General features: G+C 64.6%; 19 protein-coding genes. 6 read left to right on the top strand and 13 right to left on the bottom strand.

Going from position 1 to position 17468, the window contains the following annotated elements; translation table 11 throughout:
- Positions 1-23: 23 nt before the first annotated feature.
- From hemA to B2U07_RS11305, 6 genes are all read left to right on the top strand, one after another.
- Positions 24-1304 (top strand): glutamyl-tRNA reductase, encoded by a 1281-nt coding sequence (gene hemA, locus B2U07_RS11330; protein WP_197854844.1) that lies wholly within the window; start codon positions 24-26, stop codon positions 1302-1304.
- Positions 1301-2383, top strand: coding sequence for a peptide chain release factor 1 (gene prfA / locus B2U07_RS11325; RefSeq protein ID WP_275547119.1), 1083 nt, complete (start codon positions 1301-1303; stop codon positions 2381-2383). The genes hemA and prfA overlap by 4 nt, the downstream gene beginning before the upstream one ends.
- A gap of 87 nt (positions 2384-2470) precedes the next feature.
- Positions 2471-3304, top strand: coding sequence for a peptide chain release factor N(5)-glutamine methyltransferase (prmC, locus tag B2U07_RS11320; protein WP_275547120.1), 834 nt, complete (start codon positions 2471-2473; stop codon positions 3302-3304).
- 4 nt (positions 3305-3308) lie between these two features.
- The gene (locus B2U07_RS11315; RefSeq protein WP_275547151.1) at positions 3309-4061 is read left to right on the top strand and encodes a molybdopterin-synthase adenylyltransferase MoeB; all 753 of its coding nucleotides are present in this window, start codon (positions 3309-3311) and stop codon (positions 4059-4061) included.
- Positions 4051-4839 (top strand): glutamate racemase, encoded by a 789-nt coding sequence (murI, locus tag B2U07_RS11310; protein ID WP_275547121.1) that lies wholly within the window; start codon positions 4051-4053, stop codon positions 4837-4839. The genes B2U07_RS11315 and murI overlap by 11 nt, the downstream gene beginning before the upstream one ends.
- A gap of 97 nt (positions 4840-4936) precedes the next feature.
- Positions 4937-5452, top strand: a complete 516-nt coding sequence (locus B2U07_RS11305; RefSeq protein ID WP_197854852.1) for an acyloxyacyl hydrolase — start codon at positions 4937-4939, stop codon at positions 5450-5452.
- A gap of 68 nt (positions 5453-5520) precedes the next feature.
- Here B2U07_RS11305 and B2U07_RS11300 read toward each other — a convergent pair whose 3' ends face one another.
- The 13 genes from B2U07_RS11300 to B2U07_RS11240 form a co-directional block, all read right to left on the bottom strand.
- Positions 5521-6381, bottom strand: a complete 861-nt coding sequence (locus B2U07_RS11300) for a LysR family transcriptional regulator (protein WP_197854855.1) — start codon at positions 6379-6381, stop codon at positions 5521-5523.
- A 111-nt stretch (positions 6382-6492) separates the two neighbouring features.
- Positions 6493-7626, bottom strand: coding sequence for an HPP family protein (locus B2U07_RS11295; RefSeq protein ID WP_275547122.1), 1134 nt, complete (start codon positions 7624-7626; stop codon positions 6493-6495).
- Positions 7627-7723: 97 nt separating this feature from the next.
- Positions 7724-7951, bottom strand: coding sequence for a hypothetical protein (locus tag B2U07_RS11290; protein ID WP_197854860.1), 228 nt, complete (start codon positions 7949-7951; stop codon positions 7724-7726).
- The gene (gene ccoN, locus B2U07_RS11285) at positions 7944-9392 is read right to left on the bottom strand and encodes a cytochrome-c oxidase, cbb3-type subunit I (RefSeq protein WP_197855322.1); all 1449 of its coding nucleotides are present in this window, start codon (positions 9390-9392) and stop codon (positions 7944-7946) included. The genes B2U07_RS11290 and ccoN overlap by 8 nt, the downstream gene beginning before the upstream one ends.
- A 318-nt stretch (positions 9393-9710) precedes the next feature.
- On the bottom strand, positions 9711-10025 hold the full coding sequence (locus B2U07_RS11280) for a YkgJ family cysteine cluster protein (protein ID WP_275547123.1): 315 nt from the start codon (positions 10023-10025) through the stop codon (positions 9711-9713).
- Positions 10026-10088: 63 nt separating this feature from the next.
- The gene (locus B2U07_RS11275) at positions 10089-10616 is read right to left on the bottom strand and encodes a DUF2878 domain-containing protein (protein ID WP_275547124.1); all 528 of its coding nucleotides are present in this window, start codon (positions 10614-10616) and stop codon (positions 10089-10091) included.
- Positions 10609-11883 carry an SAM-dependent methyltransferase gene (locus tag B2U07_RS11270; protein WP_275547125.1) on the bottom strand — a complete coding sequence of 425 codons (1275 nt, stop codon included), beginning with the start codon at positions 11881-11883 and terminating at the stop codon, positions 10609-10611. Before B2U07_RS11270 ends, B2U07_RS11275 begins: the two co-directional genes overlap by 8 nt.
- Positions 11870-12670: a DUF1365 domain-containing protein gene (locus B2U07_RS11265; RefSeq protein WP_197854868.1), complete on the bottom strand. Its 801-nt coding sequence runs from the start codon at positions 12668-12670 to the stop codon at positions 11870-11872. The genes B2U07_RS11270 and B2U07_RS11265 overlap by 14 nt, the downstream gene beginning before the upstream one ends.
- Complete coding sequence (locus B2U07_RS11260; RefSeq protein ID WP_197854870.1) at positions 12670-13917, bottom strand: NAD(P)/FAD-dependent oxidoreductase; 1248 nt, start codon at positions 13915-13917, stop codon at positions 12670-12672. Before B2U07_RS11260 ends, B2U07_RS11265 begins: the two co-directional genes overlap by 1 nt.
- A complete protein-coding gene (locus B2U07_RS11255) occupies positions 13914-14669 on the bottom strand; it encodes an SDR family NAD(P)-dependent oxidoreductase (protein ID WP_197854872.1) in 756 nt (251 codons plus the stop codon). The genes B2U07_RS11260 and B2U07_RS11255 overlap by 4 nt, the downstream gene beginning before the upstream one ends.
- Positions 14666-15088: a nuclear transport factor 2 family protein gene (locus tag B2U07_RS11250; protein ID WP_275547126.1), complete on the bottom strand. Its 423-nt coding sequence runs from the start codon at positions 15086-15088 to the stop codon at positions 14666-14668. The genes B2U07_RS11255 and B2U07_RS11250 overlap by 4 nt, the downstream gene beginning before the upstream one ends.
- Positions 15085-16521 (bottom strand): deoxyribodipyrimidine photo-lyase, encoded by a 1437-nt coding sequence (phrB, locus tag B2U07_RS11245; RefSeq protein ID WP_275547127.1) that lies wholly within the window; start codon positions 16519-16521, stop codon positions 15085-15087. Before phrB ends, B2U07_RS11250 begins: the two co-directional genes overlap by 4 nt.
- Positions 16509-17465 (bottom strand): MerR family transcriptional regulator, encoded by a 957-nt coding sequence (locus B2U07_RS11240; RefSeq protein WP_296276919.1) that lies wholly within the window; start codon positions 17463-17465, stop codon positions 16509-16511. The genes phrB and B2U07_RS11240 overlap by 13 nt, the downstream gene beginning before the upstream one ends.
- Between the last annotated feature and the right edge of the window lie 3 nt (positions 17466-17468).

Here is a 17468-nt window from a genome sequence, read left to right as displayed (position 1 = left end):
GTATTGCCCCTCAGCGACCCTGCATGGCCTTTATCGCCCTCGGTATCAACCACAAGACCGCCTCGGTAGAGGTGCGCGAGCGCGTTGCCTTCACCCCTGAGCAACTGGTCGAGGCGCTGCAGCAGCTGTGCCGGCTGACGCCCAGCCGCGAGGCGGCGATCCTCTCTACCTGCAACCGCAGCGAGCTGTACCTGGAGCAGGACCAGCTCAGCGGCGACGAAGTGCTGCAGTGGCTGGCCGATTACCACCGTCTGAGCATCGACGAACTGCGCGCCTGCGCCTATGTGCACAGCGATGACGACGCAGTGCGCCACATGATGCGCGTGGCCTGCGGGCTGGACTCGATGGTGCTCGGCGAGCCGCAGATTCTCGGCCAGCTCAAGTCGGCCTACGCCGTAGCGCGCGAGGCCGGCACCGTCGGCCCGCTGCTCGGGCGTCTGTTCCAGGCCACCTTCAGCACCGCCAAGACCGTACGCACCGACACCGCCATCGGCGAGAACCCGGTTTCCGTGGCCTTCGCTGCGGTGAGCCTGGCCAAGCAGATCTTCGCCGACCTGCACCGAAGCCAGGCGCTGCTGATCGGCGCTGGCGAGACCATCAGCCTGGTCGCGCGCCACCTGCACGATCAGGGCATCAAGCGTATCGTCGTCGCCAACCGCACCCTGGAACGTGCCAGCCAGTTGGCCGAGCAGTTCGGCGCCCACGCCGTGCTGCTCTCGGACATTCCCGACGAATTGGCGCACAGCGACATTGTCATCAGCTCCACGGCCAGCCAGTTGCCGATCCTCGGCAAGGGCGCGGTGGAAAGTGCGCTGAAAAAGCGCAAGCACAAGCCGATCTTTATGGTCGACATCGCCGTGCCGCGCGATATCGAGCCGCAGGTCGGCGAGCTGGATGACGTCTACCTCTATACCGTCGATGACCTGCACGAGGTCATCGAGGAAAACCTCAAGAGCCGCCAGGGCGCGGCCCAGGCCGCCGAGGAACTGGTCGCTGCCGGCACCGACGATTTCATGCAGCGCCTGCGTGAACTGGCCGCGGTCGACGTGCTCAAGGCCTACCGTCAGCAGGCCGAGCGCCTGCGTGACGAGGAACTGGCCAAGGCCCAGCGCATGCTGGTCAACGGCAGCAATCCCGAGGACGTGCTGGCGCAACTGGCGCGCGGCCTGACCAACAAGCTGCTGCACGCGCCCAGCGTGCGCATGAAGAAACTTACCGCCGAGGGGCGCGTCGACGCGCTCAGCCTGGCTCAGGAATTGTTCGCCCTCGACGAGAGCGCGCCGCAGGACAAAGGTCTGCAATGAAAGCGTCACTGTTGAACAAGCTGGACAACCTCAGCGACCGCTTCGAGGAACTGACGGCGCTGCTCGGCGATGCCGAGGTGATTTCCAAGCAAACGCAATTTCGCGCCTATTCCAAGGAATACGCAGAGATCGAGCCGGTGATCGCCACCTTCCGCGAGCTGCGCAAAGTGCAGAGCGACCTCGAAGGCGCCCAGGCGCTGCTCAAGGACAGCGACCCGGATCTGCGCGAGATGGCCGAGGAAGAAGTGGCGCAGGCCAAGGAAGCCCTGGCCATCCTGGAAGACAAGCTGCAGCGCATGCTGCTGCCGAAGGACCCCAATGACAGCCGCAACGTCTACCTGGAAGTGCGCGCCGGCACCGGCGGCGACGAGGCAGCGATTTTCTCTGGCGATCTGTTCCGCATGTATTCGCGCTACGCCGAGAAGCAGGGCTGGCGGGTCGAGGTGCTGTCGGCCAACGAGGGCGAGCATGGTGGCTTCAAGGAAGTGATCGCCCGCGTCGAGGGCGAGAACGTCTACGCCAAGCTCAAGTTCGAGTCCGGCGCCCATCGCGTGCAACGCGTGCCGGAAACCGAATCGCAGGGCCGCATCCACACCTCCGCCTGCACCGTGGCGGTGCTGCCAGAGCCGGATGAGCAGGCCGCCATCGAGATCAACCCGGCCGATTTGCGCGTGGATACTTACCGCAGCTCCGGCGCCGGTGGCCAGCACGTCAACACCACCGACTCGGCGATCCGCATCACCCACATTCCTACCGGCACCGTGGTGGAGTGCCAGGAGGAGCGCTCGCAGCACAAGAACCGCGCCAAGGCCATGGCCTGGCTGGCGGCCAAGCTGCAGGACCAGCAGGAAGCGGCGGCGCACAAGGAAATCTCCGAGACGCGCAAGCTGCTGGTCGGCTCGGGCGATCGCTCCGAGCGCATCCGCACCTACAACTTCCCGCAGGGCCGGGTGACCGACCACCGCATCAACCTGACCCTGTATTCGCTGAACGAGGTGATCGCCGGCGGCGTGGAGGCGGTGATCGAGCCGCTGCTGGCCGAGTACCAGGCTGACCAGCTGGCGGCGCTGGGCGACTAACCACAGCGGCAAGCTGCAAGCCACAAGCCGCAAGTTGAATGCGGGCCATCTTGTAGCTTGAAGCTTGCAGCTTGAGGCTTAAAAGTGATGGCCACCATCGAAACCCTGCTCGACACCGCTGACCTGCCCGACTCGCCCACGCCGCGGCTGGACGCCGAGCTGCTGCTGGCCGCCGCGCTAAACAAGCCGCGCAGCTACCTGCGTACCTGGCCGGAGCGCGAGCTGGAGGTCGATCAACTGGCGCTGTTCCAGGCGAATCTGCAGCGCCGCCGCCAGGGCGAGCCGGTGGCCTATATTCTCGGCCATCAAGGCTTCTGGAGCCTGGACCTGGAAGTGGCGCCGCACACCCTGATCCCACGTCCGGATACCGAGCTATTAGTGGAAACCGCGCTCCACCTGCTGCCGCCCACGCCACTGCTGGTGCTGGACCTCGGCACCGGTACCGGCGCTATCGCCCTGGCTCTGGCCAGCGAGCGGCCGGCCTGGCAGGTGACAGGCGTGGATCGTATCGAGGAGGCCGTGGCGCTGGCCGAGCGCAACCGTCAGCGCCTCGGGCTGGGCAATGCCGGTTTCCTGCTCAGCCACTGGTTTTCCGCGCTGGCCGGGCGGCGTTATGGTCTGATCCTAAGCAACCCGCCGTATATCCGCGCCGACGACCAGCACCTCGCGCAGGGCGACGTGCGCTTCGAGCCAAGCAGCGCGCTGGTAGCCGGTCGCGACGGGCTGGACGATATTCGTGCGATCATCCAGGCCGCGCCCGAGCACCTGCTAACAGGTGGCTGGCTGTTGCTGGAGCACGGTTTCGACCAGGCCGAGGACGTGCGCCGCCTGCTCGCCGATGGTGGTTTCGTCGAGGTACACAGCCGGCGTGACCTGGCAGGCCTCGAACGCATCAGTTTGGGACGTTTCGACCGTGAGTGATCAGATGCTGAGCGATGACGAGCTGCTGCGCTATAGCCGGCAGATTCTGCTGAAACAGATCGATGTGGAAGGCCAGCTGCGCCTCAAGCAGGGCCGAGTGCTGATCGTCGGCATGGGCGGGCTGGGCTCGCCGGTGGCGCTGTACCTGGCCGCGGCCGGGGTCGGTGAATTGCACCTGGCCGACTTCGATACGGTGGACCTGACCAACCTGCAGCGGCAGATCGCCCACGACACCGTCAGCATCGGCCAGGCCAAGGTAGACTCGGCCATGGCGCGCCTGGCCGCGCTCAATCCGCAGATCAGCCTGGTGCCGCATCGCCAGGCGCTGGATGCCGACTCGCTGGCCTCTGCCGTGAGCGCCGTCGACGTGGTGCTGGACTGCTCGGACAATTTCACCACGCGCGAGGCGGTCAATGCTGCCTGCGTTGCAGCCGGCAAGCCGCTGGTGTCCGGTGCGGCGATCCGCCTGGAAGGCCAGTTGTCGGTGTTCGATCCGCGCAATGTCGCCAGCCCCTGCTATCACTGCCTGTACGGCCACGGCAGCGAGGCCGAGCTGACCTGCAGCGAGGCCGGTGTAGTCGGCCCGCTGGTGGGCCTGGTCGGCAGCCTGCAGGCGTTGGAGGCGCTCAAGCTGCTGGCCGGTTTCGGTGAACCGCTGGTGGGTCGCCTGCTGCTGATCGATGCGCTGGGTACGCGTTTTCGCGAGTTGCGGGTCAGGCGTGACCCCGCCTGCGGTGTTTGCGGCGATGCCCAGTAACGCGCCGATCGGCGTTTTCGACTCGGGTGTTGGCGGCCTGTCGGTGCTGCGCGAAATTCGCCAGCTGCTGCCCAACGAGACGCTGCTCTACGTTGCCGACAGCGGCCACGTGCCCTATGGCGAAAAAAGCCCGGAGTACATTCGCGAGCGCTGCGTAGTGATCACCGAGCATCTGCTGGCGCAGGGTGCCAAGGCCCTGGTGCTGGCGTGCAATACGGCGACGGCGGCAGCCGCTGGAGAACTGCGCGAACGTTATCCTGATTTGCCCATCGTCGGTATGGAGCCTGCGGTGAAACCGGCGGCAGCAGCGACCCGCAGTGGCGTGGTCGGTGTGCTGGCGACCACCGGTACGCTCAAGAGCGCGCGGTTCGCTGCGCTGCTTGATCGCTTCGCCAATGACGTGCGGGTGGTCACCCAGCCTTGCCCGGGGCTGGTGGAATGCATCGAGGCCGGCGAGCTGCAGGCGCCGGCCACGCGTGAATTGCTGCAGGGATATGTGGCGCCGCTGCTGGCCGAGGGTTGCGACACGCTGATTCTCGGCTGCACCCACTATCCCTTCCTGCGCCCGCTGCTGGGTGAGCTGGTGCCGGCGTCGGTGACCTTGATCGATACCGGTGCGGCAGTAGCGCGTCAGTTGCAGCGTCTGCTCGCTCGGCATGATCTGCTGGCGACCGCGCCGGCCCAGGCGACTCGATATTGGAGTAGCGGTGAAATTTCGCAACTTTGCCGAGTATTGCCGATTTTGTTAGGTGAAAAAGCCGAAGTTCTTTCGATATAGTGAATTTTTTTTCCGATTGGGCTATCCCTCCTATCGGATACTTCTATATTTTTGTCACGGCCTGATAAAAACCTCTCGCTAAAAAAAGGAATGACTCATGAAGAAGTTGTGTGCCTTTGCCGCAGCTACGGCTCTCTCGTTCGGGATTCTTGGTGCTGCGCAGGCTGCGGATGTAACCGCGGCTATTGGTCAGAGTGGCGATTCCACCATGGTTTACCGCTTGGGCGCGCAGTGGGACTGGAACCATAGCTGGCTGGAAAGCAGCTACGGCCGTCTGACCGGTTACTGGGACCTGGGCTACACCTACTGGGACGGCGACGACACGGCGAGCAACCACAGCCTCTCCTTCGCTCCGGTGTTCGTTTACGAGTTCGCCGGGCAGAACGTGCGCCCCTATATCGAAGCCGGTATCGGCGTTGCAGCGTTCTCCAGCACCGAGCTGGAAAGCAACGAGCTGGGTTCTTCCTTCCAGTTCGAAGACCGCATCGGCGTAGGTCTGCGTTTCGCCGGCCAGGAAATCGGCCTGCGTGCGATCCACTATTCCAACGCGGGTATCAAGAAGCCGAACGATGGCGCCGAAGCCTACACCGTGCATTACCGCATGAGTTTCTAAGCCTCCGGCGACAGCGTTACAACCAAACCGCCCCTCTATATGAGGGGCGGTTTCGTTTCGCTCGCGGCTCAGATCATCGGGTCCCAGCGCTGCGACCAGTCGGTGTCTTCGGCGATGATCTCGCGCAGCAGATCGAACGACTGCTGCAGCACTGCCGAGTCGCGCTCGCGGGAATACACCAGGTAGGTCGGGTAGCTGAACTCCGGCGCGCGCGGCACGCGTTTGAGCACCTTCTTGTCCAGGTAGCTCTGCACCACCCGCGTGCGGAAGTAGCCGGAGCCGCCGTGTTCGAGGATGTACTGCAGGGCCAGCGGCCCGAGGTTGAACGACACCGGCGCCTTGGCCCGGTCTGGTAGCGCGCTGTCGTGTTGCAGGCGAAAGGCCTCGCCCCAGTCGACGTACACGTAGGGTTCGGGATTCTTCGCGCGCACCAGAATCAGCTTTTCTTCCAGTAACTGCTCTACCTGCATGCCCGGCCAGTAGTTGGGCTGATACACCAGGGCTGCATCCAGCACCCCCAGTTCCAGTTGACGCAGCAACTCCTGGCCGTCGCCGATATGGGTGTGCACGGCGTAGTGGTCGATGCGGGCGCGGATGCGGCTGACCCAGCGCAGCATCAGTGGGTTGCACAGGCTGACCTCGCCGCCGACGTGGATGACGTTGTGATAGCCGTCCGGCAGGGGCAGGTCGCGCTGCGCCGCCTCCCAGGTTTGCAGTATCTGGTTGGCATAGGCGACGAAGGCTTCACCGTCGGCCGTCAGCTTGGCCCCGGCTCGGTTGCGTACGAACAGCGTGCAGTTGAGGTGACCTTCGAGCTTCTGGATACGCGCCGTGACGGCCGTCTGGGTGACGTGCAGGCGTTCGGCGGCGGCGATGAAGCTGCCGCTGCGAACGATTTCCAGAAAGGTGCGGGTCAGATCGATGTCCATGTCGTGGCGGGCTCAGCAAGGGCAGGCAGGCAGTGTAAGGGCTGCTACGGCACTTTTCGATGAGCAGCACCGTTACGGCATCCTGAGCTGCAATCGCAGAGGGTCGAAACCTCAATCGAAGTGGGCCAACAGGTCTCGTTGCAGCGCCGCTATCACGTCGGTCTGGGTGATGATCCCCACCAGCTTTTCGTTCTCCAGTACCGGTAGGCAATGCAGGCCGCGGTCGGACAATACGCCGATCAGGTCGACGACGTGCGTATCGACATCGGTGCAGCGTACCGGGCTGCTCATCAGCTCGCCCAGGCGCGGGCGAGGGCGCCGCTTGAACAGGCCCAAGCGCCTCGCCGGGCGGTGATGCAGAGGCGCGATCAGGTCGCTGAGGCTGACGATGCCGACCAGTTGCTGGTTGTGGTCAAGGATTGGCAGCGCCTTGAGATGATGGTGGCGCAGCAGGTGCAGGCCCTGTTTGATGCTGGTGCCCGGCGTGGCGCAGACCAGGTCGCGTGACATCACCTGGCCAGCGCGGATGTCGCCCATGCTGCGGCGCAGCGCATAGCGCTCGGTGCTTTTGACGATCATCGCCAGGTCCTCGCGAGTCACGTCGACGAAGGCGCCCAGTTCGTCGAGCGCCTGGTCGAGGTCGGTATCGCGGATGCCTACGCGCTCGCCGGGCGATGGGTCGCGCGTATGGTGTTCATCGGCTGGCGGTGTGGTCTGGCGCGGGTAACGCATGCCGGTGAGGTTGTTATAGATCAGCGCGCTGCTCAGCAGGCCCAGCGCGGCGATTATCACGGCGATTGCCGGGTGCCAGGCAGGTATGCCCGGCGCTACCGGGGCGAATACGACGCAGAAGGCGATCGCGCCGCCCGGTGGGTGCAGGCAGCGCAGCGGGCACATCAGCAACAGGCTCAGACCTACCGCCAGGGCGGCACCGAGCAGGCTGTGATCGAGCAGATGGCCGACCAGCACGCCAACCAGCGTGGCGCACAGATAGCTGCCGAGGATCGACCAGGGCTGCGCCAGCGCGCCCGAGGAAACAGCGAACAGCAGCACCGCAGAGGCGGCCAGCGGGCCGGAGAAGTGCACGGCCAACTGCAGGCCGAAAAGCTGGCTGCACAGCCAGGTGGTGAAGACAAAACCCAGGCCGGCACCGAGTGCCGCGCGCAGCCATTCGCGTGGGCGCGTGTGCGCAGCGTCGGGAACAAAGGCGATGCACCATTGGTGCAGGCGAGATGGTGTGTTCATGGTATCCGGTCAAAAAAAGAGGGCTCTTCACTGCTGAAAAGCCCGTAGGGTGCCGCACGCGGCACTTCTGGATGCCCGTCCCTGGGCGAAGAAAACCTCAGGCGAGCAAGTGCTCTTCGGTCGTATTGCCGGGCTCTTCGAGTGGCTGCGTGGTGACCTGGCAAGGCCGGCCTGTCGCTTGCGTCATGCGCGCCGCCGCTTCCGGATCGTCGGCGAAGGGCAGCAGGCTGGCCTGGTCGAGCGTCGACGGTGTGCTACAGCACAGCCAGCAACCGAGCAGGCAACCCAGGGTGGCGAGAACCGGCAGGATCAGGGCGTCAGGCATGGGCGGCGGCTCCCACATCCGGGGTGGAGGGCACGGCATCGATGCGCTCACCGCTGCGTACCGTCAGCCAGGTGTTCCAGGCCATCAGCAGCATGCCGCTGGCGAAGATCGCCCCGCCCAGCAGGCGCACGACATAACCGGGGTGGCTGGCTTCCAGCGCCTCGACGAAGGAGTAGGTCAGCGTGCCGTCCTCGTTCACCGCGCGCCACATCAGGCCCTGGGTGATGCCGTTGACCCACATCGAGGCGATGTACAGCACGGTGCCGATGGTGGCCAGCCAGAAGTGCGCGTTGATCAGGCCGACACTGTGCATCTGCGTGCGGCCGTACAGCTTGGGCAGCATGTGGTAGAGCGCGCCAATGGAGATCATCGCCACCCAGCCCAGTGCCCCGGCATGGACGTGTCCGATGGTCCAGTCGGTGTAATGGGAAAGCGCATTGACCGTCTTGATGGCCATCATCGGGCCTTCGAAGGTGCTCATGCCGTAGAACGCCAGCGAAACGACCAGAAAACGCAGGATCGGGTCGGTGCGCAGCTTATGCCAGGCGCCGGACAGGCTCATCATGCCGTTGATCATGCCGCCCCAGCTTGGCGCCAGGAGGATGACCGACATGGCCATGCCGAGGGTTTGCGCCCAGTCCGGCAGCGCGGTGTAGTGCAGGTGGTGCGGGCCGGCCCAGATATACAGGGTGATGATCGCCCAGAAGTGCACGATGGACAGCCGATAGGAATAGATCGGCCGCTCGGCCTGCTTGGGCACGAAGTAATACATCATCCCCAAAAAGCCTACCGAGAGGATGAAGCCGACCACGCTATGACCGTACCACCACTGGATCATTGCGTCGGTGGCGCCGGAGTACACCGAGTACGATTTGAGCAGCGAGACCGGTTCGGCGATGTGGTTGACCACATGCACCATGCCCGTGACGATGATGAAAGCACCGTAGAACCAGTTGCCCACGTAGATGTGGCTCACCTGGCGACGGGCGATGGTGCCGAAGAACAGGTAGGCGTAGATCACCCACAACAGGGTGACCCACAGCGCGATCGGCCACTCCATCTCGGCATACTCCTTGGAGGAGGTGATGCCCAGCGGATAGCTGACGATCATCGCCAGCACGGCTGCCTGCCAGCCCCAGAACAGGAAGTTGGCCAGGCCGTCGGAGATGATCCGTACCCGACAGGTACGTTGCAGCACGTAGAAGGAGGTGGCGAACAGAGCACCGCCGCCGAAGGCGAAGATCACCAGATTGGTGTGGACCGGGCGGATCCGCCCGAAGCTGAGCCATGGAATACCGAAGTTCAGTTCGGGCCAGACCAGCTGGGCCGCGATGAACACACCCATGCCCATTCCGAGGATGCCCCAGAACAGAGTGGTGAGGGTGAAACGGCGAACGATCTCGTAGTTGTAATAGTGGGGGGCAGTCGCAAGGGTAGCCATCATGATTCCGTCTTGCTGAGAATTTCAGGCGCGCTCTCCTGTCGCTCGGAATGGGCCGTTGGCCGGTTCACGAGCATGTCAGGTTTCGTAGAGAGCACCGAAAGTGTGCGGGACGAGTGATGGATTCGACTAATTAATAATAAATTCTGCTTTGTTCTATTTTTTTGATATCAATCCATGGTGTGCGACGCAGTAGCGCACTGGATTGGTGCTGGTGCACTGAAATGGCTCGATGTGGAGCTAAGTATTTCTTCGCAGTTGATCGTTATGTATTTATAGAAATGCACTTGGCCAGCATTAAAATTCATACATAAGATGTTACTGACTGTAGGCGGTGGCGATACCGCGGCGTTCTTCCAGGCAGTCGCTTGCACCGAGTTCGAACTCGCGGCAGATCAGCGGGCGCTGTGCATAGATGGTGCAGCGCATGGTGTCGCGGTCGAGCGCTATGCACCAGCCGTCGTCCAGGCGGCGCATGACCTCGCCGCCCCAGTCGTCGGTCTCGACGTAGCGTTGTGGCACGCCGGTGTCGCCGATCAGCATGACTTCCAGCTGGCAGCAGCAGGCCGCACAGGTGCTGCAACTGATCTCTGGGACGGTCGGCAGTTGGGTGTGTGGGATGGTCTCGCTCATGGCGCGGCAGTGTACGCCACGCCGTGGCGATCAGGGACTTGGGCTGACAGGCGCGACGCCACCCTAAGCCGAGCGTCGGCTGCGCAGGCGCTGCTCGTATTGCGCGCGATACAGCCTGGCGAAGCCGTGTAGTACCGGCATCACAACGGCCCAGATCAGCGCCAGAATGGCCAGGGTTTGCCAGGTGCCGAGCGGCAAGGTCACACCTGCGATCTTGGCGCCGCCGTAATAAGACAGCGGTGCGGCAAGTGCGCCCAGCAGGCTGCCGCGCCACCAGGGCTGCGCCGTCCAGGCCAGGCAGTGGTTGAGCGTGCTGGCCAGCAGCAGCCAGAGTAGCGCCAGCCACAGGGGGATCAACTGGCGCGGTTCGCCGAAGTCGAACACCCCGAGGTTGAGCAGAAAACTGTCCAGCGCACTGCCGGCGAGAAACACGCTGAGCAGCAGCTTGCCTTCCGCTGCCCAGCTGCTGACCCACAGCAGGTGCACGCCGATGATCGCCGCCACTACCAGCAGCCAGGGGCCATCGCCGGCGAACACGCAGACGAGCCAGCCGAGCTGGAACAGGAGGGCGTTGGCGATCAGCTTAGGCATCGAAGTTTCCTAACAGTGGCGCAGGGCGAGCGGCCGGTTTGGCCAGCAGCAGTTGCGCGGTGCCAATGGTGCGTTCGAGGAAGCCGCCTTCGCAATAGCAGAGGTAGAACTCCCACAGGCGATAGAAGTAATCGTCGTAGCCCAACTGCTCCAGACGCTGGCGGGCCTGGCGCAGGTTGTCATGCCACAGGCGCAGGGTGCGCGCGTAATGCAGGCCGAAGTCTTCCATGTGATGCAGGTTGAGGTCGGTATGCCGGGTGACCACGTCTAGCATCTTCTGCACCGAGGGCAGGGCGCCGCCAGGGAAGATGTAGCGCTGGATGAAATCCACCGAGCGGCAGGCCTGCTCGTAGCGCTGGTCGCGAATGGTGATGGCCTGCAGCAGCATCAGCCCTTCGGGCTTGAGCAGGCGCGCGCACTGCTCGAAATAGGTGGGCAGGTAGCGGTGACCGACTGCCTCGATCATCTCGATGGAAACCAGCTTGTCGTATTGGCCCTTGAGGTCGCGGTAGTCTTCCAGCAACAGGATCACGCGGTCCTCCAGACCCAGCTCGCGGATGCGCCGCGCGGTGTAGGCGTGCTGCTCGCGCGACAGCGTGGTGGTGGTCACCCGACAGCCGTAACGGCTCGCGGCGTAGAGCGCCATGCTGCCCCAGCCGGTGCCGATTTCCAGCAGATGATCGGAGGGCTGCAGGGCGAGCTTCTGGCAGATACGTTCGAGCTTGTTCAGCTGCGCCTGCTCCAGGCTGTCGTTCTCGCTCCTGAACATGGCTGCCGAGTACATCATGGTCGAGTCGAGAAACTGCTCGAACAGATCGTTGCCCAGGTCGTAGTGCGCGGCGATGTTGCGTCGCGAGCCCTGCCGGGTGTTGCGATTGAGCCAGTGCAGGCCCTGGATCAGCGGGCGCCCGAGACTTGCCAGGCCGCCCTCCATGGCATCCAGTACATCGAGGTTGGCGACGAAGATGCGGATTACCGCCGTCAGGTCCGGCGTGCTCCAGTACCCGTGGATATAGGCCTCGCCCGCGCCGATGGAGCCGTTGCCGGCCACCAGGCCCCAGATGGCAGGGTCGTGCACCCGGATCTCGGCGCGCAGCTCGCTCTGCGGCGTGCCGAAATGCAGGGTGTCGTTGCCCTCCTGGATCAGCAGCAGGCCGTGGCGCAAGCTCTCCAGTTGGCGCAGTACGGCGCGTCGCAAGAGGCTGGCACCGATACCGTTGCCACTGCGTACCAGGCTTCGGGTAGAGGTCAGGCTAGAGCTCTTCATGGTGCATGTCCTTCACGTGCGGGCGGGCAACGCGCAAGTGGCCTTGCGCGGGGGTGTGGTCGAAAATCGGGATACGCTTGAGCAGCAGGCGCAGGGCCTGCCAATAGATGGCGGCCAGGGTCTTGCCGGTCATCCACGGGAAACTGAGCAGATAGCGATGCAGGCTGGCGCGGTCGAGCGCCTGGCGCTGCAGGCTGAGGCTGGCATCGAAGACCTTGGTCTCGCCTTGCCAGTCGGCCATGTGCACGCCAAGACGTTCGCCCACCGCGCTGAAGCTCATGCGGTATTCCAGTTCGCGCGGCAGGAAGGGCGAAACATGAAAGGCCTTGTCCACGCTGACCTGGTGACGCCCGTCGCCCTCTGCCGGCAGCACGTAGTGATAGCGCTCGCGCCACGGCGTGTTGCTGACTTCGCAAAGAATCGCCACCAGGCGTTCCTCGCTGTCATGGCAGTAGAAAATGCTCACCGGATTGAAGGCCAGGCCCCAGCTGCGCGGCTGCGTCAGTACGCAGATGCGCCCCTGCGGGCGCGCGCCAAGTGCCTCCTCGACGAGATCGCGCACCGCCTGGTGCAGCGCCACGCCCTGGCGCGTGGCCTTGGGCAAATAGTCGGTCTCGCGGAAGGCGAACGGCGCGAAGCGGCCGGAGCCGGCCAGCGCCGAGAGCGCGAACAGCTGCGCCTGCTCGCTCAGGTCGAGATACAGCAGGCCCATGCGATAGCGAAAGGCATGGGCGCGCGGGGCGAAGCGGCGATGCTGCACCCAGCCGCCGTACAGGGCGCTGTACATCACAGCGTTTCTCCGAAGGTGCGTGCCACGCGTAAGGCGCTGATCACGCCGTCTTCATGGAAGCCGTTGGCCCAGTAGGCGCCGCAGTAATAAGTGTGCTGGGCGCCGAGGAATTCCTCCCAGCGCGCCTGGGCAGCGGTGCCGGCCAGGCTGTATTGCGGATGGGCGTACTGGAAGCGCGCAAGGATCTTGGTCGGGTCGATGGCAGCCGTCTGGTTGAGGCTGACGCAGAATGTGGTATCGCTCTCGACGCCCTGCAGGATGTTCATGTTGTAGGTGACGGCTGCAGGCTGATCGGTCGGCCCGCCCAGCCGATAGTTCCAGCTGGCCCAGGCCAGCTGGCGCTTGGGTAGCAGGCGCGTGTCGGTGTGCAGCACCACGTCATTGTTGGCGTAGGGCAGGGCGCCGAGAATGTCCTGCTCCTGAGCGCTGGCCTGATCGAGCAGGGCCAGGGCCTGGTCGCTATGGCAGGCGAAGATCACCTTGTCGAAGCGCTCGGCGCCGGCTGCGCTGTGCAGGGTAACGCCGTCCTGATCACGGACGACGCGGCTGACCGGGCAGTTGAGGCGAATGCGTTCGGCGAAGCTTTCGGTCAGCGGGGCCACGTAGCTGCGCGAGCCGCCTTCGATCACCTGCCAGGTCGGCCGGTCGCTGACCGAGAGCAGGCCGTGGTTCTTACAGAAGCGTACGAAGAACTGCAGCGGGAAACCGAGCATGTCGGCCAGCGACATCGACCAGATGGCCGAGCCCATCGGCACGATGTAATGCTCGATAAAGCGGCGGCCGTAGCCGTTGCGCTCGAGGTATTGGCCGAGAGTGACATCGGCGCCGATGCGGTTGCTGGCCAGGTCGTCCAGCGACTGACGATTGAAACGCAGGATGTCGCGCAGCATGCCCCAGAACGCCGGCGACAACAGGTTGCTGCGCTGGGCGAACAGGGTGTTGAGGTCGTGGCCGTTGTACTCCACGCCGGTGGCCGGGTCGCTCACCGAGAAGCTCATTTCGGTGGGTTTGTAGCGCACCCCGACCTGCTCCAGCAGGCGAATGAAGTTGGGATAGGTCCAGTCGTTGAAGACGATGAAACCGGTATCGATGGCGTAGTTTCGCCCCTCCACCTGCACGTCGACGGTGTGGGTATGGCCGCCGATCCAGTCGCTGGCCTCGAACACCTGGATGTCGTGCCGGCGGTTGAGCAAATAGGCGCAGGTCAGGCCGGCGATGCCGCTGCCGACGATGGCGATTTTCATGCGTTGTCCTCGTTACGCGCCAGACGGCGACCTATGGCCAGTTGCAGGCTGCTGGGCAGGCTGCCGAGCAGTTTCAGGACGGCGATGAAGGGAGTGGGAAAGGCGATTTCGTGCGGGCGCTTGTCCAGGCGCGCGGCGATATGCCGGGCGGCGCGCTCCGCCGGCCAGCGCATGGGCATGGGGAAGTCGTTCTTCTGCGTCAGCGGCGTATCGACGAACCCGGGGCTGACCAGGGTGACGTCGATGCCTTCTGCCGCCAGGTCGATGCGCAGCGTCTGCATCAAATAACGTATGGCCGCCTTGGACGCGCCGTAGGCTTCGGCTCGTGGCAGCGCCAGGAAGGTTACCGAACTGCCGACCCCGACCAGATGCGGGCGCTCACCCTGGCGCAGCAGAGGCAGGGCGGCTTCAATGCAGTAGCTGGCGGAAAGCAGGTTGGCGCTGACCACGCGTTCGATCATCGCCGCCTCGAACTGGCGAACCTCGACGTATTCGCAGGTGCCAGCGTTGAGGATCGCGCAATCCAGCGCCCCCCACTGCTGAGCGATGCGCTCACCGATGGCGCGCACCTGCTCGGGATCGGTCAGATCACCGGGGGCCACCAGCACCTGCTCGCCATAGCGTGCGGCCAGGACTTGCAGCGGGCCCGTGCTGCGGGCGCTGAGCGCCATTCGATGGCCGGCGCGCAGCAATTCCTCGGCCAGGGCCGCGCCGATGCCGCTGCTGGCGCCGGTCAGCCAGATGCGTTTCATGCCAGCCTCCGTTTCAGCCAGGCGATCACGCGGCCAAGCACGGGCAGGTGCTCGTAAAGCAGCGCGCCGGCATCGAAGTAGTCGCGGTGCCGGTAGACGCGCTCGCGCCAGAGCAGGTGCGAGCAGCCTTCCACGGCGATTTCGGCACCGCCGCGCAGGCGCGGGTGGCGGTAGTACATGGTCCAGCGCAGGTAGCCTTCGTCGTCTGCGACCTGGTCGAAACCGTGAAACTCGAAGCGCAGCGCCTTGACGTTGGCGTACAGCTCGGCGAAGTAGCGGCGCATCTCGCTCAGGCCGTGCACTTCATGCAGCGGGTCGCGAAACAGCACATCGTCGCTATACAGCTCGCCCAGGCGATCGAGGTTGTCCTTGTTCAGCGCGGCGAAGCGCTCGGCGAAGTCGCGCAGGAAGGTGCTCATGCCATGACCTCGCGGCCCGGAAGGTTCTTGAACGCGGCCAGGGCGCGCTCGCGCGAGCGCGACAGGTCGACGATCGGCCGCGGATAACCGGATGGCGCGAACAGGCCGCCGAGCGCGGACGGATCATGGATGTCGCGCTTGTTCAGCGCGGCCAGCTCCGGCACCCACTGGCGAATGAACTGGCCATCGGGGTCGAATTTCTGCGACTGGCTGATCGGGTTGAAGATGCGGAAGTAGGGTGCGGCATCGGTGCCGGTGGAGGCGCTCCACTGCCAGCCGCCGTTGTTCGCGGCCAGGTCGCCATCGATCAGGTGACGCATGAAGAAGCGCTCGCCCTCGCGCCAGTCGATCAGCAGGTTCTTGGTCAGGAACATGGCGACGACCATGCGCAGGCGGTTATGCATCCAGCCGGTTTCCCGCAGTTGGCGCATGGCCGCGTCGATGATCGGCAAACCGGTGCGGCCCTCCTGCCAGGCGGCCAGCTCCTGCGGCGCGTTGCGCCAGGGCAGCGCCTCGGTTTCCAGGCGAAAGGCCCGATGCCGCGATACCCGCGGGTAACCGACCAGTATGTGCTTGTAGAACTCGCGCCAAAGCAGCTCATTGATCCAGGTAACGACGCCCTGGTTGCCGCTGTCGAATTCGCCACGGTTGGCGGACAGGGCGGCATGCAGGCATTGCCGGGGCGAGAGGATGCCGGCGGCCAGGTAGGCCGAAAGCTGGCTGGTGCCCGGTTTGGCGGGGAAGTCGCGTTCGTCCTGGTAAAAGGCCACCTGTGCGTCGACAAAGTGCTCCAGACGTTGCTGCGCCGCTTGCTCTCCGGCGGGCCACAGCAGGCGCAAGCTGTCGCTGGGCGTGGCGAAGCCCTTGACGCTGTCGGGAATGGCGTCGCGCTTCACGTCCAGCGGCGTCTGCGCCTTTGGCAGCGCGACCGGCGCCGGCATGGCTGTGTGCAGGCGCTCGTAGCAGACCTTGCGGAACTGGCTGTAGACCTGAAAGTAACCACCGGACCGTGTCAGCACGCTGCCCGGCTTGAACAGAAGCTGGTCGAGATGGCTGTGCCAGGTGATCGCCTGCTGGTTGAGGTAGGCGCTGACCTGCCGATCACGCTGGCTTTCGTTGATGCCGTATTCCTCGTTGGCGTGCACGGCGCAGATGTTGTGCTCCTGGCAGACATCGGCGACCAGGACCGGCACTTCGCTCCAGTCATGGCACTGGCGCACCAGCAGCGGCACGTTGAGTGCGGCCAGGGCCTGGCTCAGCTCACGCAGGTTGCGCAGCCAGAAGTCCACCTTGCACGGCGCGTCGTCGTGGCGCTGCCATTGGCCGGGCGTGACGAGATACAGGGCAATGGTCGAGCCGCTACTCATGGCCTGGCTCAGGGCGGTGTTGTCCTGAATGCGCAGGTCACTGCGAAACCACATCAGTTGTTGCATGGGGCTACCTCTTGAGCGCTTAGCAGGCGGTGACGCTGCAGCCAGGCGTGCGCGGCGAGCGGGTCGTTGGCCGAATCCAGGTCAGTGAGGGCGTCGCGGTGAATGTAGGCAGCTGGGCCGGCGATAAGCAGCGGCACCGGGCATTGTTCGGCCAGGCGTGGCAATTGGCGGCGCACCAGGGTGCCGTCCAGTGCGTCCTCGGCGTAGAGCAACACGGCACGCGGTGCGATGTGTTCCAGCGCCGTCAGCAATTCATTGGGCGGCAGCGGCCAATCGAAGACTTCCACCGGGCAATCGCTGGCACTGGCTAGCCAGGCGCACAGCCACAGGCCTGGCTCTATCGGCGCCTTGCCCAGGTTGACCAGTAGCAGCGGCGCGCCGCCGACCTGGCGATTGCAGTGGTAGATGCGGGTGGCCAGTTTGCTGCGCAGCCAGGACAGGAAGAACACCTGCTCGGCGCGCGCACCGAACTGGCCCTGCCAGCGCTGGTGCAGGTCGCCGAGCAGTGGCCAGAACAGCTGTTCGACCAGGGTGCTGGCCGGGTAGAGCGCCAGTGCCGAGTTGAAGCGATCGTCCAGGCGACGTTCATTGAGCTGGACGATGCAGCCGAGCATCTCGTTGCGCTGGCGTGTCCAGTTGTCGCCGCCGGTGGCCTGGGGCACCTGGCCGTGGTCGAGCAGCGCCTTGACCTGGCCGACGGCAACACCGCGGGCCAGCCAGGCGAGAATGGCGTTGATGCGTTCGAGGTTGGCCGGCGAGTAGAGGCGATGGCCCTTGGGCGTACGGTACGGCACGATCAGACCGTAGCGGCGCTCCCAGGCGCGCAGGGTCACCGGGTTGATGCCGGTGCTGCGCGCCACCTCGCGGATCGGCAGGTAGCCCTGGTCGAGCGCCTGGCGGTAATCGTGACTGGTGTCTTCGTCGGCGATGGTTTCGCGGGTCATGGC

This window comes from Pseudomonas sp. UBA7530, assembly GCF_002479365.1.
Classification (GTDB): domain Bacteria; phylum Pseudomonadota; class Gammaproteobacteria; order Pseudomonadales; family Pseudomonadaceae; genus Aquipseudomonas.
The sequence above is the reverse complement of the archived record's forward strand: the minus strand, read 5'-3'. Positions and strand labels throughout refer to the sequence as shown.